The sequence below is a fragment of the Micromonospora polyrhachis genome, assembly GCF_014203835.1.
Taxonomy (GTDB): Bacteria; Actinomycetota; Actinomycetes; order Mycobacteriales; family Micromonosporaceae; genus Micromonospora_H; species Micromonospora_H polyrhachis.
In genome coordinates this window covers 3,873,846-3,888,903 of sequence record NZ_JACHJW010000001.1, presented here as the reverse complement: position 1 = coordinate 3,888,903, position 15,058 = coordinate 3,873,846, and the positions used below count along the sequence as shown (strand labels likewise).

Sequence of the window (15,058 nt, the reverse complement as noted above, 5' to 3'; positions counted from 1 at the left end):
ATGGGAGTGGTCACCCGAGGCACCACCAACCCCAACCGGCTGCGCCGGGTGGACAACTGGATCGCGTGGCGCTGCGGTGACCTGCTACGCGACGCCACCGACCCGCTGGTGGTGGATCTCGGCTACGGCGCCACCCCGATCACCGCCGTGGAGCTGCGCGGCCGGCTGGCCGCCGCGGTCCGCCCGGACATCCGGGTGGTCGGGCTGGAGATCGATCCGGTACGCGTCGCCGCCGCCGCGCCCGCCGCCGACCCACCCGGCCTGACCTTCGCCCGGGGCGGCTTCGAGCTGGCCGGGCTCCGTCCTGCCCTCGTCCGTACCTTCAACGTCCTCCGCCAGTACGACGAGTCGCAGGTCGCCTCGGCGTGGCAGACGATGATCGACGCGCTCGCGCCCGACGGGGTAATCGTCGAGGGCACCTGCGACGAGCTGGGCCGGCTGGCCAGTTGGCTGCTCATCGACGCCACCGGCCCACGCTCGCTGACCCTGGCTGCCAGGCTGTCCACACTCGACAGTCCGGCGGCCCTGGCCGAGCGGCTACCCAAGGCACTGATCCACCGCAACGTACCCGGCGAGGGAGTGCATGCCCTGCTCCGGGCGCTCGACGACGGCTGGCGCGACGCCGCCCCGTACGCCACCTTCGGCCCGCGTCAACGCTGGCTGCACGCCGTCACAGCCGTACGGGTGGCTGGCTGGCCGGTGCGGGACCGACCGAACCGGTGGCGGCTCGGCGAGATCACCGTCGACTGGTCCGCCGTCGCACCCCGCTGATCCACCGCCGCCACAACGGTGCGACCCGCCGTCGCGCCCGCGTAAGCCGCTGGTCAGCGCGGCTGCCCGATCGGCCGGACCACCATTGTGTTGACGTCGACGCCGCTCGGCTGGTTGATCGCCCAGGTGATCGAGTCGGCGAGGTGTTCGGCGGTCAGCAACGCGCCGTCGGGCAAACTGCCGAGACCGTCCCAGAATGGCGTCTCCACCCGACCCGGCGCGATCAGGGTCACGCCGACCCCGTCGCCGGTAACCATGCGCCGGGTGTTCTCGGCGAGGCCGGTCACCGCCCACTTGGTCGCCCCGTAGATGTTGCCCGGCGTGTGGATGAAACCGGCGACGCTGCCGACAAGGATGATCCGCCCACGGGTCTCTTTCAGGGCGGGCAGGGCCGCCCTGATCAGCAACGCCGGCCCGAGCACGTTGGTCAGCACCATCTCGCGCCAGCCAGCCGGGTCACCGGTGGCCACGTCGTCGTGGGTGGCGAAGCCGGCATTGGCGACGGCCGTGTCCAGCCGGCCGAACTTCTTGACGGTGGCCTCGACCGCCGACGCCACCGCGTCGTAGTCGGCCGCATCGCCAGCGAAGGTCAGCAGGTCGGCTGGTCGGTCGAGCGACTCGGCGAACCGGTCGAGCCGGCCCTGGTCACGTCCGGTGACGGCTACCCGATGCCCCTGGTCCAGCAGTTTCCGGGCGGTTGCCGCGCCGATTCCGCTGGAGCCGCCGGTGATCAGGGTGACAGGAGAGTTGGTCATGGGCGCAGACCCTAGGAGCTAGAGTCGACTCTAGGTCAAGCCGTTAGGCTGGCCGCCATGGCTGAGATCACACCGGGGCTGAGCATCGGCCAGGTAGCCGAGCGCACCGGGTTGAGCGTGCATGCTCTGCGCTTCTACGAGCGCGAGCAGATCTTCGCGGGTCCCGTACAACGCGGACCCGGCGGTCACCGCGTCTACACCGAGCAGGACGTGGACTGGCTGGTCTTCTGTACCCGGCTCCGCGCCTCCGGCATGCCACTGCCCGCGATCCGTGGTTACGCCGAACTCGTCCGGCGCGGTGCGGGCAACGAGCTGGACCGGCTCGCCGTCCTACGCCAGCACCGGGCGGACGTACGCCGACAGATCGACGCACTCACCGAATGCCTGGCCCTGATCAACCGCAAGGTGCAGATGTACGAGGACAGCCTCGCCCAGGGCCGCGCCGAACCCGACTGGCACCGCCCGGTCGAGCCGACGGCCACCAACGACAGGCCGACGGTCGACGACCAACCAGCGGTCAGATCTGGCAGTTGACCATGATCGGTTCCGGGTGCAGGGTGACGCCGAACCGGTCGTGTACGCCGCCGCGGATCTCCCGGGCCAGCCCGAGCAGTGCTTCGGTCGTACCGCTGCCCCGATTGGTCAGGGCGAGCGTGTGCTTGGAGGAGATCGCCACTCCGCCCGCGCCCCGATAGCCCTTGCTGAACCCGGCCTTGTCGATCAGCCAGGCGGCGCTGACCTTGACCACGCCCCCGGCACCGGGCCAGGACGGCGGTTCGCCGACTCCCAGCACCTCGGCGCGGGCGACCAGTGCCACGTACGCCGCGTCGTCGAGCACCGGGTTGGTGAAGAACGAGCCGACCGAGCGGGTGTCGGGGTCGTTCGGGTCCAGCACCATGCCCTTGCCGGCGCGCAGCCGACGGACGGTGGCGCGGGCGTCGGCGAGCGGCACCCGGTCGCCGACCTCGACGCCGAGCGCGCGGGCCAGTTCGGCGTAGCGGATCGGGGTGGAGAGTGGTGAGCGGACCAGTTTGAAGTCGACGGTGAGCACGGCCCAGCGGTCGCTGTGTCGGAAGATGCTGGACCGGTAGGCGAAGCCGCACTGCTCGGCGGTCAGCTCGACGATCTCGTCGGTGACCCGGTCGTACGCCTCGACGGAGACGACCGTCTCGGCGACTTCCTGGCCGTACGCTCCGACGTTCTGGATCGGAGTGGCCCCGGCCGAGCCGGGGATGCCGGAGAGGCATTCCAGTCCGGACCAGCCGGCCTCTACGGTGGCGGCGACGAGGTCGTCCCAGGGTTCGCCGGCCTCGACCCGTACGGTCACCGTCGTCTCGTCTTCGGCGACGATCCGGAAGCCTCGGGAGCGAACCAAAACAACGGTGCCGGGAAAGCCGGCGTCGCCGATGATCACGTTGCTACCGCCGGCCAGAATCAGCACTGGCTGATTCTGACGCTTGGCTTCCCTTACACTTTGTGCGATTTCATCCGCATATTCCGCCACGACGAGCTGGCGCGGCGTTCCCCCGAGGCCCAGCGTCGTGAACCTCGCCAGCAATCCCGGCTCGGCAGGGTCTACGGCGAAGCCCAATTGGGCACTAACGTCTGGCACACCCTTCACCCTAGGCTGAGGGACAGCCGGATCGCCCACTGGTAGACCGGTCGCACGGGAGGACATCATGAGCAGACCCCATGGCAGCAAGGACTTCTGGATCGGGGCGTTGCGGGTCGAAGGACCGGCCTTCCGGGCCGCCGTCGCCGAGGCTCCCCCCGACACACCGGTGCTCTCCTGTCCCGGCTGGACCGTGACCGATCTGGTCCGCCACCTCGCCCAGGTCTACTACGGGGTACGCGGCTTCGTCACCTCGGGCAGCACCGAGCAGCCGTCCGCCTTCCGGCAACTCGAAGACCCGGCGCCGGGGGTTTCTGCCCTGGACCTGTGGCAACGGGAGTTCGACCAGCTCATCATGCTGCTCGACGAGCTCGACCCGGAGGCACCCGCGTGGAACTGGGCTCCCCAACCGAAGAAGGCCGGCTTCTGGCCCCGCCGGATGGCCCACGAGACGGTGATCCACCGGTGGGATGCCCAGATGGCGATCGCGGCCGGTGACCCGATCGAGGCCAAGCTCGCGGCCGACGGGGTGAGCGAGGTGGTGGACACCTTCCTGCCGGCCGGACGGCGCTCCTCCGACCAGCAGTTCCACGGCGTGGTGCAACTCGTCGCCGCGGACACCGACCAGCGGTGGTATCTGCGGCTGCGTGGCAGTGGCATCGCGCTGCTCGACACCGACACGATCCTGGACACCCACGACCCACGCGCCCGGGTGCACGCCACCGGCACGGCCAGCGATCTCATGCTCGCACTCTGGGGCCGGATCGGCCTGGACGTCCTGGACGTGACCGGTGACGCGAGTCTGCTGGAGGGTCTGCGCGTCGGACAACCCGCCAACTGACCGACGAAAGGCGTGGTCACCCCTTGAACAGTCTCGACCCGAAGCCGATCACGTTCCCCGAGGGTTTCGTCTGGGGTGCGGCCACCGCCGCGTACCAGATCGAGGGCGCGACCGGCGAGGACGGCCGGGGGCCTTCGATCTGGGACACCTTCAGCCGTACGCCAGGAAAGGTGTACGCCGGAGACACCGGCGACATGGCCTGCGACCACTACCACCGCTATCCCTCGGACGTGGCGTTGATGGCCGAGTTGGGGCTGCGGGCGTACCGCTTCTCGGTTGCCTGGCCCCGGATCCAGCCCGCCGGCTCCGGGGCTGTCGAGCCGCGCGGGCTCGACTTCTACGACCGGCTTGTCGACGAGCTACGCGGCCAGGGCATCGATCCGATCATCACGCTCTACCACTGGGACCTGCCGCAGGCGCTCGAAGACCGGGGCGGGTGGACCGCCCGGGAGACCGCCGAGCGGTTCGCCGACTACGCGGCCGTGGTGCATCGGCGACTCGGCGACCGGGTCGGAACGTGGACCACGCTCAACGAGCCGTGGTGCGCGGCCTACCTGGGCTACGGCAGTGGCGTGCACGCACCGGGACGGCAGGACCCGGCGGCGGCTTTCACCGCCGTACACCATCTGTTGCTCGGGCACGGGCTGGCCGCGCGGGCGCTGCGCGCGGCCGGCGCGTCCACCGTCGGGATCACCCTCAACCCGGCCGCGGTCCGCCCCGTCGACCCGGACAGCGCCGCCGACCAGGCAGCGGTACGCCTCGTCGACGGCCTGCACAACCGGATCTTCCTCGATCCGCTGCTGCGCGGACGCTACCCGGCGGACGTGCTGGAGCACGTCGCCCGCTTCACCGACCTGGCGCATCTGCGCGACGGCGACGAGCAGACCATCGCCGCCCCGATCGACCTGCTCGGCGTCAACTACTACTCGCCCACCTACGTGGCGGACCGGCCGGGCGCGGCCGGGGGTGGTGGGGCCTATCCGGGCACCGAGGGGATCGAGTTTCCGGAGCCGACCGGGCCGCTCACCGAGATGGGCTGGATGATCGAGCCCGACAGTCTGACCGCCCTGCTGGCACGGATCGCCCGGGACTACCCCGGCGTACCGCTGATGATCACCGAGAACGGTGCCGCCTTCGCCGACAAACTCGCCCCGGACACCGTCACTGGTGATGGGGCGGTCCCGGACGCCGACCGGATCGCCTATCTCGACGGTCATCTGCGCGCCGCGCACGCGGCCATCGCGCGCGGGGTGGACCTACGCGGCTACCTGGTCTGGTCGTTGCTGGACAACTTCGAGTGGGCCGAGGGCTACCGCAAGCGCTTCGGCATCGTCTACGTCGACTACCCGAGCCAACGCCGGGTGCTCAAGGACAGCGCCCACTGGTATCGGGAAGTGATCCGGCGCAACGGTCTGTGACGACCGGACCGGCGAGGAGCGGCAAGGAGCGCGGCATGACCATGGCCCGGCAGCGGCCCACCCTGGAGGCGGTGGCCCGGCGGGCCGGGGTGTCCCGGGCGACCGTGTCCCGGGTGGTCAACGGCGCCACCACGGTGGCCGGGCCGATCCAGGAGGCAGTCCGCCGGGCGGTTCGCGAACTGGGTTACGTGCCCAACCAGGCGGCCCGTGCCCTGGTCACCCAACGGACCGACTCGATCGCGCTGATCCTGCCGGAGGCCGCCACCCGGGTCTTCTCCGACGACCAGGTCTTCCCCGGCATCATCCGGGGAGTCAGTCAGGAGTTGGAGGCCGCCGGTAAGCAACTGGTGTTGATGCTGGCCGGGTCACCGGCAGGGCACGAGCGGGTCGAACGGTACGTCACCGGCGGGCACGTCGACGGGGTGCTGCTCGCCTCGCTGCACGGGGCCGACCCGCTGCCCAGCAGGATCGTCCGGGCCGGTGTGCCGGTGGTGTGCAGCGGTCGTCCGCTCGGCGACATCACGGTGCCGTACGTGGACGTCGACCATGTCGGCGGGGTGTCCCGGGCGGTCCGGCACCTGCTCGACTCGGGTCGGCAGCGGATCGCCACCATCGCCGGTCCGCAGGACATGGTCGCCGGTATCGAACGGCTCACCGGCTACCGGCGGGAGCTGCGGGCCGCCGGTGGTCACCCGATCGTGGCGTACGGCGACTTCACCCGGGAGTCCGGGCTGCTGGCAATGCGCCAACTGCTCGATGATGCACCCGACCTGGACGCGGTCTTCGTCGCCTCCGACCTGATGGCGCACGGGGCATTGCGTACGCTGCGGCAGGCTGGACGGCGGGTGCCCGACGACGTGGCCGTGATCGGCTTCGACGACATCGGGATGGCCCGTTACACCGATCCGCCGCTGACCACCGTGCGTCAGCCAATCCAGGACATCGGCCGGGAGCTGACCCGAATGCTGCTGCGGCTGACCGCCGACGAGCCGACCGAGGCACCCGTGGTGCTCTCCACCGAACTCGTCCTACGCGACTCCGCCTGACGAACACCACAAGCAGGCGCCTGCTCGCGCCACTCCACATCGGTGTACCAGGTGTCCTGCACCCCGTGCGTGTCCGACGAGTACGCGTAGTTGAAGGTACCGCTCCGGAGATCGGCGACGACTGGAACGACGCCAGCACTTCCGCTGCGGCAGCCCGGAAGGCCCAACCGCACGGCTCATCGATGTTTCCGTGATCAGCCGAGCGGGGCGGTCATCGCGTTGGTGCCGATTGCGGAACGTGTTGCTGGGCCAGATAGGTTTGCAGCCGGCTGTGCCGGAACTGGTAGACCGCACCGGCCTGGCGCAGGATGCCGCGCTGGTAGGCGTCCCGCATGAACGTCGGTAGCCACGCTCACGGTCGCTTCGGAGCACCTGGATCTGCCTGGCAGGAGCCGGGCGGGCGTTGCGATCATGGTCGAGTCGAGCTGGCAGCCGTCGAGCCTGGCCCACCCCTGGTGGGTGGGCCAGTCACGCCGCCGGATCACCCGGCCAAAGCCCTGGGTGGCCTTTTGACAGGTAATCGAAATATTCGCTTGGGCTACCGAACTTGCTCCGACGCTGAGTTGATCACGTCGTCGAGCACGGTACGAGAGTTGGCGAGTTCGACGATCATCCGGTCGATCCGGTTCCGCTCGGCGACAAGGTCTGCGACCAGCCGTGGAGTGGCGATCTCGGAGGGACCCCCGTCTGCGTCGCGCATGCATGGGAGCAGCACAGCGATCTTCTTGCTGTTCAGACCAGCAGCGAAGAGCTCCTGGATACGGATCACCCGGTCGACCGCCGTTGGGGGATACTCCCGCTGACCACCGGACGTACGGTCGGCCGGTAGCAGGCCCTGCTGCTCGTAGTAGCGCAGCGACCGCTCGCTGACCCCGGTACGTCGCGCCAGCTCGCCAATCCGCATTTCGCACTCGCATCCGACTCGACCATTGAACGTGACATTGGTGTCAACTATTACCGTACCGGCATGCCAAGCACCGTGGAGAACGCCCTTTTCGATTACCGCCCGATCACCGAGCGTCCAGCCATCAACTGGCCCGGTGGCGCCAAGGTCGCCTTCTATCTCGGGCTCAACGTGGAGCACTTCCTGCTCGACCGCCCGTCAACCAGCATCTGGCCGGGCACGGTGGACCTGGTTCCCGATGCGCTGAATTACGGATGGCGCGACTACGGAGCCCGAGTCGGAATCTGGCGCACCATCGAGAGCCTGGACCGGCACGGTATCCGGGCAAGCGTATTGCTGAACTCTGATGTCGCCACCCACTACCCCCAGATCATCAAGGCCGGCCTGAGCCGCAACTGGGCCTGGCTCGCGCACGGGCGAACCAACTCGATCCTCCAGGCCAACATGCCCATCGACGAAGAGCGCCGGTTCCTCACCGACGTCGTCGACACCATCGCCGACGCCACCGGGCAGCGGCCGCACGGCTGGATGGGGCCTGGACTGACCGAGACCTTCAACACCCCGAAGTTGCTGGCCGAACTCGGCCTGAGCTACCTGCTCGACTGGACCAACGACGACCAGCCGTACCGGCTGAACGTGCCCGACATGATCAGCGTTCCGTACTCGGTCGAGCTCAACGACCTGATGTTGTTCGGCAAGGGAACCACCGGGCCAGAGTTCGTACAGATCGTCAAGGACCAGTACGAGCAACTGCGCGCCGACTCCGAGCACAGCGGCCGGGTGATGGCGTTGGCCCTGCACCCGTTCTCGATCGGCCAGCCCTTCCGGCACAAGTACCTCGACCAGGCGCTGGAGTTCCTCGCAGCGCAGCCTGACATTTGGCTGACCACCAGCGACGAGATCGCCGAGCACTTCGAGCACGCGTAGGACGCTGCCCTGGGAAGCCTCGTGGGCGGCGCCCGAGGAGCGCCGAGGCAGCCGCCCCTGACCCAGCTAATCGACCGTGATCGCTCGATGTATGGGACTGGACAGACCCGTTTACGATCTTGACAGCCGGTTCCTGCTTGAACCGGCCAGTGAGGAACGGAGACAAGATGAGGAAGATCCTGCGCCGGCCGCGCGCCCGTAGCTTCATCGCCGCCGCTGCGGTAGCTGGCGGTCTGGTGCTGACCATGGCCACGCCCGCTTCCGCTGATTACACCAGCCCGCTCTACTCGACGTTGAAGGCGTGCAACAACGCCCGCCCGACGTACTACTCGTCGTGGACGGTGCCTGGGCCGTGCTACAAGATGTACGACTGGAAGGGCGAGAAGGTCGTCGGCTACGCGTTCCTGGTGAAGACCCGGGGCTAGGTTACGCCAGCTGACCCTGGTCGACGCGGAGTTGCAGGTGGCCATCGCCGTGGCATGACGTAGGCGGCCTGAAACGGTTGTCGATGCGAAATCCCGGTGTGCCGGTGGCCGTCACGAGCATCGGCACACCGGCTGCTTCTGGGATTGTCGTCTGCGTCTCGTTGGCAAGTGGCGTGAGGCAGGATCTCGTCGGGGAACAAACGCTGCCAGCCGTTCCGGGCTCTGCGGGATTCACCGCAGACCTAACAGGACCGGGACTACGCTTCAACGATCTGGATCGACGCCCGCCATCACCAACTCACCGAAAGCCGTCACGCCGTGACTCGATCAACCGGAAGGCTTGTCGGCTGCTGGAACCGGCAGGCACCCAGCTACGACACACGAATGGCCTGGCTTGAACGCCGGTTCTTCGCCGACAGCCGAACCTGGGTATGCCGCCGGGCGCACGGCACCACGCTGGAGATTGCCATTGGCACCGGTGCCAATCTCCCCCACTACCCTGGCGATGTCGACCTGACCGGCATCGACTGGAGCCCCGCCATGCTTCACATCGCACGTCACCAGGCCGAACGGGTCCGTCGGGCGGTCGCCCTCAGCCGGACCGACGCAACTGCACTTCCGTTTCCGACGGCGACGTTCGACACCGTTGTCAGCACCTTCGCCCTCTGCTGCATCCCCGACGAACGCGCGGCTCTCGTCGAGGCGCTCCGCGTCCTAAGGCCAGGCGGACGCCTGCTGCTGGTCGACCACGTCGCCGCTTCCTTCTGGCCGCTACGCGCCCTGCAACACGTCGTCGACCTGGCCAGCATCCCCCTACAGGGCGAGCACTACACCCGCCGGCCGGTCACCATCCTGCGCGGGCTTGACGTCACCATCGAGGAGACCGAGCGATTGGCCAGGGGTGTGATCGAACGAGTCCATGCCCGAAAGCTCCACTGAGCCGAGCAGACCGACGACAACAGCCGGATTTGGGTGCATCCATTGCTGCCAGACGGGCTGTTGCGAAATGAAGTTGGGGGGTGTTAGCGGGTGCTGGTGGTATTCGGGGTTTGATGTTGTTGGGGCCTGTGGGGTGTGGCCGGCGGGTTGGGGTGGTTCGTGGACTGGCTGCGCTATGCCTTGCCGGGTAGGAGATGGCCGGTGGTGCGGAGGGTGTGTACCAGCCGGTTGATGTTGTAGGTGGCGCAGATGAACTTCCATTCGGCGGTAGCACGGTCCAGACCGCGGCGGGTGAGGGTGCGGATGCCTGTGTTGTGTTTGATGTGGCCGTGGGGGGTCTCGGCGATGTGTCCGCGTTGGCGGTAGGTGGCGATGCCTTCGGGGGTGCGTAACCGCTGGGCCATCTGCTGGACCGGATCGGTGTGGTGGGGCTGGTCGGGATCCGGTGGCGGGTCGGCGGGTTGGGTACGGGCCGATTTCTCCACGTCGTGGCTTTTGCCGGTGGCGATGAGCCGGTCGGGTCCGGCGGCGGTGAGATTCTCCTCGGACAGGTAGCCGGCGTCCATGACCATTGTGCCGATCCCGTTCGGGTGGCGCGGACAGGATCGGCGGGTCGCACCGGTGGCCGGCGAGGCGGTTGGTGTTGGCGGTGAGTCCTGGCTGTCTTTTGGTGGGCAGGTGCAGGTCAGTTGCGCTGCTTCGGCCTGGTCGCGATGGGCACCGGTGATGAGGTTGGCGGCGTCTTCGGCGGCGGCCATCATCGGCTTTGCCTGTTCAACATCACCGGTGTCCTGGGTCAGTTCGGTGGCGATGATCAGATGGTCGGCCGAGACCACGTTTTGCGGGTTGTAGCCCTGGATGAACCCGGACTTGGTCGGCATGAGCCGACTGTCCGGGTCGGTGACGTTACGCACCCGCGGCCGTTGATCGGCCACCTGGCGTTCCCGCTCGGCCGCCCGCGCCAGCGCCTTGTCCAACCACGTACGCGCCCGCACGACCGCGAAGTGTTCATCGACCGGGCGGGGCCGCGCACCGACCAGCCCGCTACCCGTCGCGGCGATCTTGTCGGCGTTGCGCTGCTCCCACTCGGCGATCGTGGCTTGCCGAGCGGCGATGGCCTGTTCCAGCCGTAGCCTGGCCGAGGCAACCTCCGCGTTGACCGGCACGTTACCGCGGATACGCTCACCGCGACGTTGACGCTGCAGATACTGATCCGCCTTAGCCCCAGCCTCGGCCTGTCCGGCGGTCCGCTCGGCCTCCAGCTCGGCCAATGCCCGCCGCAGCCGCGGCCCACGACAGCGCTCATCGGCCAACTCCTCGGGCAGCTGGTCACCGCCGCAGGCGCCGCCGAACAGCGCATCCTCGGCCGTGTCCGTGGCCCGGTGCTCGGCCACCGCCTCGGCGGCCACCTCGGCCAACTCGGCGCGAATCCGTTCCTCGCTGCGGTTGGCCTTCATCGACGCGTTCGCGCCGATCTTCATCCCATCCAGCGTGATCGTCTCCAGCCGCCCCATCCCCGCCTTCGCGCACAGCAGCAGCACCTCGGCGAACAAGTTCTCCACCAACTGCGGGGCCATGTCAGCGAACCGCCAGATCGTCGTGTGATCCGGCACGTCCTGCGCGCAGATCACCCGGAACCCCACGTCCTCCCAGCACAGCCGCTCAATCCGCCGTGACGAGCGGATCCCCCGCGCGTAGGCATAGAACAACAATGTCAGCATCATGTCCGGGTCGAAGCCCGCCCGACCCACCCCACCCGTGCGACACCGGGCATGTATCTGCGTGGTGTCCAACAGCCGCACCGCCTCGATCAGCACCCACACCGGATGATCAGCCCGCAGCCACTGCCGCATATCCGGCGGCATCAGAAACTGTTGATCACGATCAACGGGTCGGTACCCCTTTGCCATACCACCATTCTATCTAAATATGCACAAAAAGGAGATCAACCGCCCCCAACTTCATTTCGCAACAGCCCGCAGAGCCGCACTGGATGCACCCAAACTCCACCAGCCACAGGCTGATCCCGGAATAGACAACTGGCCCTCACGGACCGGTGACGCCGATCGCGGCTCGGATGGTGGTCGGGTCGGCCAATACGTCGAGTAGTGCCGTGGCCAGGTCGGCGCGGGTCAGGCTGGAGCCGGCGATGTTGGCCTCGATCGCTGAACGGTAGCGACCGGTGCCAGGCTTGTCGGTCAACATCGGCGGCCGCACGATCGTCCACTCAACAGCGCTGGCGACCAGGATCTGCTCCATGCGGGCCAGGTCGACGTAGACGTTCTTGTGGAGCGCCCGCACGATCGGAAGCACCGTGCTACGAAACCAGAGCGGATCCCCGCTCCCGTTCCGCAGCACCGGCTGGGCGCTGATCGCCACGATCCGGCGTACGTCGGTCGCCTCCATGGCGGTCAGGATGCTGCGTACGCCCCTCGCGCAGACCATCGAGGTGTCCTTGCGGCTCGGCGCACCGAGTGCGGAGACGACCGCATCGACGTCGGCAAGGGCCGGCCGGATGGCCGCCGGATCGAAGACGTCGGCCTGGTGGACGTGCAGGTTCCGGTGCTCCAACGGGACTCGGGCCGGGTCGCGGACGACCGCCCGTACCTCGTGTCCCGCTTCCAGCGCCTGCATGACGACGAGCCGGCCGGTGCCCCCGGTGGCCCCGAACACGGTGATCAGCATCGGTCAACGACCGTCCGCCTGGTAACGCCGGTAGCCGATGAACTCCAGCGCCGCGCCCACCACGACCAACACCGCACCGAACAACACGAAGACAGTGCCGAACCCGGTCAGCGGCAGCAGGTCCGAGACCGTGAGCAGCACGAGCGCCACCCCGCCGAGCAGATTGCCCGCGACGACGGTCAGGGCAAGCCGGGCCGGGATCCGCGGATAGCCCGCGATGAGGCCGAGCGCGGCGGCCCCGCCCAGCATCGCCACGCCGATCGGAACCGACCAGGTGATCGGCAGACCGAGCGGGCCGCCGAGCCACGAGCCACCAGCCAGCAGGAAGACACCGAAGACGAGGGTGCTCCAGGCGTCGATCAGCAGGACGGTACGCAGCAGGGACGATGGTGGTCTGCCGTCCACCGCGTACTGGGCGGTCATGGTTGGGGTGGTCATTTCGGTCTCCTCACTCGGTCAGCCCTGGCCTGCGCTGGCCCGGCTGTTGTGGAGACCGTGGCAGCCCGGGACCATGACTTCAATGACCTCAGAGGTCATGGCCCCGCTGATCCAACGATGACTACCCTTCCCGCCATGAACTCCGACCAGCCGTCCCGGGTGGGCACCCTGCTACGGGAGTGGCGTCAGCGCCGTCGGCTCAGCCAACTCGAACTCGCCATCCGGGCGGACAGCTCGGCCCGGCATCTGTCCTGCGTGGAGACCGGTCGGGCCCGACCGAGCCGGGCAATGCTGCTGCATCTGGCCGCCGTCCTGGACGTACCACTGCGGGAACGCAACACTCTGCTGTTGGCCGCCGACTACGCCCCGGCGTACCAGGAGAGCAGCCTGGACGACGAGGGCATGGCCTCGATCCGGTCCGCGCTCGACACGATGCTGACGACGCACGAGCCGTATCCGGCCGTCGTGGTCGACCGGCTCTGGAACGTGGTGGCCGGTAACCGGGCGATGTCCGTACTCATGGACGGCATCCCGGCGCACGTCCTGGAGCCACGGCCGAACGTGTTCCGGCTGACCCTGCATCCCGACGGGCTCGCCGCGCGCCTGGTCAACCTCAGCCAGGTCCGCGCCCTCTTCCTGGAGCGGCTGCTCCGCCAGGTCCAGGCCACCGGGGACGCCGAGCTGGGCAAACTGTACGACGAGGTGTGCGGCTATCCCGTCGTCACCGAGCCGAGCGCCGGGGCGGATGTACCGGCGACCCGACCGTGTCCGGTGCAGGTGCCGCTCCGGGTCCGTACGCCGTTGGGCGAGCTGTCGATGTTCGGCACCATGACCACCTTCGGCGCCCCAGCCGACGTGACACTGTCGGAGCTGGGGATCGAGTTGTTCTATCCACTCGACGAGTTCACCGCGTCAACCTTCCGCCGCCTGGCCGCCCCGCCGGCTAGCTAGCTAGCCATGATCGGAGTTGTCTGCGCAAGAGCAATGCGCCAGGCGTCCGCTTCCTCGACCAGGATGTAGGTGAGGCTGCCCGACTTCGGCAGACCAGCACCGCTGGCGTCCTTCACCACTGCATCCCGGTCATCGGACACGTGCTTGGTGCAACTGACGAGCGCGACCCCGGGGGCGGGAAAGCGCACGTCCACGATCTCCTGCCTGGTGCGCACCTGCGCCAGCGGGCTCGCCAGGGCTGCCGTCATGGCTGCTCGCAGGGCGTCCCGGCCCAGGACCCGCCGGCCAGCAATGTTGACAATGATCGTTTCGGCGGTGTGCAGGGCGAGAAACGGCTCAGGATCGTTCTGGTACTTCTCGGCGTCGGCCACCACCTGCCTGATGGCGGCGATCCGGTCTTCGTCGCTCTGCCTGTTCATCGATCGGCTCCCTGTCGTCCATTGGTATGCGTGGGTGCTGCGAGTCGTCGGCTCAGGAACTGCTCGAAGGTCAGCAGTTCCGGATGCTGGCGGCGCAGTGCGGGAATATCGGCCTGGTAGCCGGCTTCGGCGAACCACTGGAACATGCGCTCTTCGATGGGCAGCACCTCAAGACGGGTTGGTGTACCGGTGACCCGTTGGTAGATCTCGGCGACCTGGGGGAAGGTGAGTTCGTCACCGGCGAGCTCGATCTGGCGGCCGATGGACCGGCCCGGGTGGTCGAAGGCGTCGGCGACGAAGACACCGATGTCGTCGACGGCGATGACCTGCATCGGCTTGTGGGGATCGACCGGCAGCGACAGGACCCGCTCGCCTCGCGCGTCGGCGTAGTGCAGCAGGTTGTTCATGAAGAACACCGGGCGCACGATGGTGGCGGGCAGATCGAGGTTCAGTATGTGTCGCTCGATCTCGGCCTTGCTTTCGAAGTGGTCGATGCCGGTGTTGCGTTCGGCACCGCCGACGGAGCTGTAGACCAGGTGCGCGAGGCCAATCTCGCTGGCGATGTCGGCCACTGCCTTGCCCTGACGCACCTCTGCGGCCAGGGTGTGCGGCTCGTACGCCAGCGCCTGGACGCTGAAGACCCCGTGTACGCCGTCCATCGCCCTGCGGAGGGAGTCAGGGTCCTCCAGATCGCCCTGGACCAGTACCGCGCCCTGGTCCTGCAACTCCTGGGCGGCCGGCTTGCCCGGATCGCGTACCAACGCGTGGACCTGCCAGCCACGGGCCAGCAGTTGGCGTGCCGTGGCACCGCCCTGGTTGCCGGTCGCGCCGGTGACCAGGATGACATCGGAATCAGACATGGATACCCTCTCTTTATTCGGAGCAACTCGCTCCGAATAAGTTAACTCGGAGAAGATCACTCCGCAA

18 protein-coding genes are annotated in these 15,058 nt (G+C 68.1%); 9 read left to right on the top strand and 9 right to left on the bottom strand.

Going from position 1 to position 15,058, the window contains the following annotated elements; genetic code table 11:
- Positions 1-771, top strand: coding sequence for a class I SAM-dependent methyltransferase (locus FHR38_RS17005; RefSeq protein ID WP_184539784.1), 771 nt, complete (start codon positions 1-3; stop codon positions 769-771).
- Positions 772-824: 53 nt separating this feature from the next.
- Here the strand turns inward: FHR38_RS17005 and FHR38_RS17000 are convergent, their stop codons facing one another.
- Positions 825-1,526 carry an SDR family oxidoreductase gene (locus FHR38_RS17000; RefSeq protein ID WP_184535596.1) on the bottom strand — a complete coding sequence of 234 codons (702 nt, stop codon included), beginning with the start codon at positions 1,524-1,526 and terminating at the stop codon, positions 825-827.
- A gap of 57 nt (positions 1,527-1,583) precedes the next feature.
- On the opposite strand from FHR38_RS17000, the gene FHR38_RS16995 reads away from it, so the two are divergent.
- Entirely contained in the window at positions 1,584-2,060 is a 477-nt protein-coding gene (locus FHR38_RS16995) for a MerR family transcriptional regulator (RefSeq protein WP_184535595.1), read from the top strand.
- On the opposite strand, the gene FHR38_RS16990 is transcribed toward FHR38_RS16995, so the two are convergent.
- Positions 2,044-3,138, bottom strand: a complete 1,095-nt coding sequence (locus FHR38_RS16990; RefSeq protein ID WP_376771415.1) for a UDP-N-acetylmuramate dehydrogenase — start codon at positions 3,136-3,138, stop codon at positions 2,044-2,046. The genes FHR38_RS16995 and FHR38_RS16990 overlap by 17 nt on opposite strands.
- 67 nt (positions 3,139-3,205) lie before the next feature.
- Here FHR38_RS16990 and FHR38_RS16985 point away from each other — a divergent pair, with 67 nt between their 5' ends.
- Genes FHR38_RS16985 through FHR38_RS16975 form a run of 3 tightly spaced genes read left to right on the top strand, consistent with a single transcriptional unit; the run spans position 3,206 to position 6,443 of the window.
- Entirely contained in the window at positions 3,206-3,979 is a 774-nt protein-coding gene (locus tag FHR38_RS16985) for a maleylpyruvate isomerase family mycothiol-dependent enzyme (protein WP_184535593.1), read from the top strand.
- A 23-nt stretch (positions 3,980-4,002) separates the two neighbouring features.
- Positions 4,003-5,397, top strand: coding sequence for a GH1 family beta-glucosidase (locus FHR38_RS16980; protein WP_221449059.1), 1,395 nt, complete (start codon positions 4,003-4,005; stop codon positions 5,395-5,397).
- 35 nt (positions 5,398-5,432) lie between these two features.
- Positions 5,433-6,443 carry a LacI family DNA-binding transcriptional regulator gene (locus FHR38_RS16975; protein WP_184535592.1) on the top strand — a complete coding sequence of 337 codons (1,011 nt, stop codon included), beginning with the start codon at positions 5,433-5,435 and terminating at the stop codon, positions 6,441-6,443.
- A gap of 211 nt (positions 6,444-6,654) precedes the next feature.
- On the opposite strand, the gene FHR38_RS32870 is transcribed toward FHR38_RS16975, so the two are convergent.
- Positions 6,655-6,777: a hypothetical protein gene (locus tag FHR38_RS32870; RefSeq protein ID WP_281384867.1), complete on the bottom strand. Its 123-nt coding sequence runs from the start codon at positions 6,775-6,777 to the stop codon at positions 6,655-6,657.
- Positions 6,778-6,981: 204 nt separating this feature from the next.
- On the bottom strand, positions 6,982-7,347 hold the full coding sequence (locus FHR38_RS16970; protein ID WP_184535591.1) for a MerR family transcriptional regulator: 366 nt from the start codon (positions 7,345-7,347) through the stop codon (positions 6,982-6,984).
- 63 nt (positions 7,348-7,410) lie between these two features.
- Between FHR38_RS16970 and FHR38_RS16965 the strand changes: the two genes are divergently transcribed.
- From FHR38_RS16965 to FHR38_RS16955, 3 genes are all read left to right on the top strand, one after another.
- A complete protein-coding gene (locus tag FHR38_RS16965; RefSeq protein ID WP_184535590.1) occupies positions 7,411-8,274 on the top strand; it encodes a polysaccharide deacetylase family protein in 864 nt (287 codons plus the stop codon).
- 167 nt (positions 8,275-8,441) lie between these two features.
- Entirely contained in the window at positions 8,442-8,699 is a 258-nt protein-coding gene (locus FHR38_RS16960; protein WP_184535589.1) for a hypothetical protein, read from the top strand.
- Positions 8,700-9,083: 384 nt separating this feature from the next.
- Positions 9,084-9,638: a class I SAM-dependent methyltransferase gene (locus tag FHR38_RS16955; RefSeq protein ID WP_184535588.1), complete on the top strand. Its 555-nt coding sequence runs from the start codon at positions 9,084-9,086 to the stop codon at positions 9,636-9,638.
- Between the two features lie 173 nt (positions 9,639-9,811).
- On the opposite strand, the gene FHR38_RS16950 is transcribed toward FHR38_RS16955, so the two are convergent.
- The 3 genes from FHR38_RS16950 to FHR38_RS16940 form a co-directional block, all read right to left on the bottom strand.
- Positions 9,812-11,548 carry a transposase gene (locus FHR38_RS16950; protein ID WP_184534137.1) on the bottom strand — a complete coding sequence of 579 codons (1,737 nt, stop codon included), beginning with the start codon at positions 11,546-11,548 and terminating at the stop codon, positions 9,812-9,814.
- Positions 11,549-11,684: 136 nt separating this feature from the next.
- Positions 11,685-12,323, bottom strand: a complete 639-nt coding sequence (locus FHR38_RS16945; protein WP_184535587.1) for an NAD(P)-dependent oxidoreductase — start codon at positions 12,321-12,323, stop codon at positions 11,685-11,687.
- Positions 12,324-12,326: 3 nt separating this feature from the next.
- Positions 12,327-12,761 (bottom strand): hypothetical protein, encoded by a 435-nt coding sequence (locus FHR38_RS16940; protein ID WP_184535586.1) that lies wholly within the window; start codon positions 12,759-12,761, stop codon positions 12,327-12,329.
- A 135-nt stretch (positions 12,762-12,896) separates the two neighbouring features.
- Here FHR38_RS16940 and FHR38_RS16935 point away from each other — a divergent pair, with 135 nt between their 5' ends.
- On the top strand, positions 12,897-13,712 hold the full coding sequence (locus tag FHR38_RS16935; protein ID WP_184535585.1) for a helix-turn-helix domain-containing protein: 816 nt from the start codon (positions 12,897-12,899) through the stop codon (positions 13,710-13,712).
- Here FHR38_RS16935 and FHR38_RS16930 read toward each other — a convergent pair.
- Together FHR38_RS16930 and FHR38_RS16925 are read right to left on the bottom strand one after the other, a co-directional pair.
- Positions 13,709-14,131, bottom strand: a complete 423-nt coding sequence (locus tag FHR38_RS16930) for an SgcJ/EcaC family oxidoreductase (RefSeq protein ID WP_184535584.1) — start codon at positions 14,129-14,131, stop codon at positions 13,709-13,711. The genes FHR38_RS16935 and FHR38_RS16930 overlap by 4 nt on opposite strands.
- Complete coding sequence (locus FHR38_RS16925) at positions 14,128-15,051, bottom strand: NmrA/HSCARG family protein (RefSeq protein ID WP_312882215.1); 924 nt, start codon at positions 15,049-15,051, stop codon at positions 14,128-14,130. Before FHR38_RS16925 ends, FHR38_RS16930 begins: the two co-directional genes overlap by 4 nt.
- Positions 15,052-15,058 lie beyond the last annotated feature (7 nt).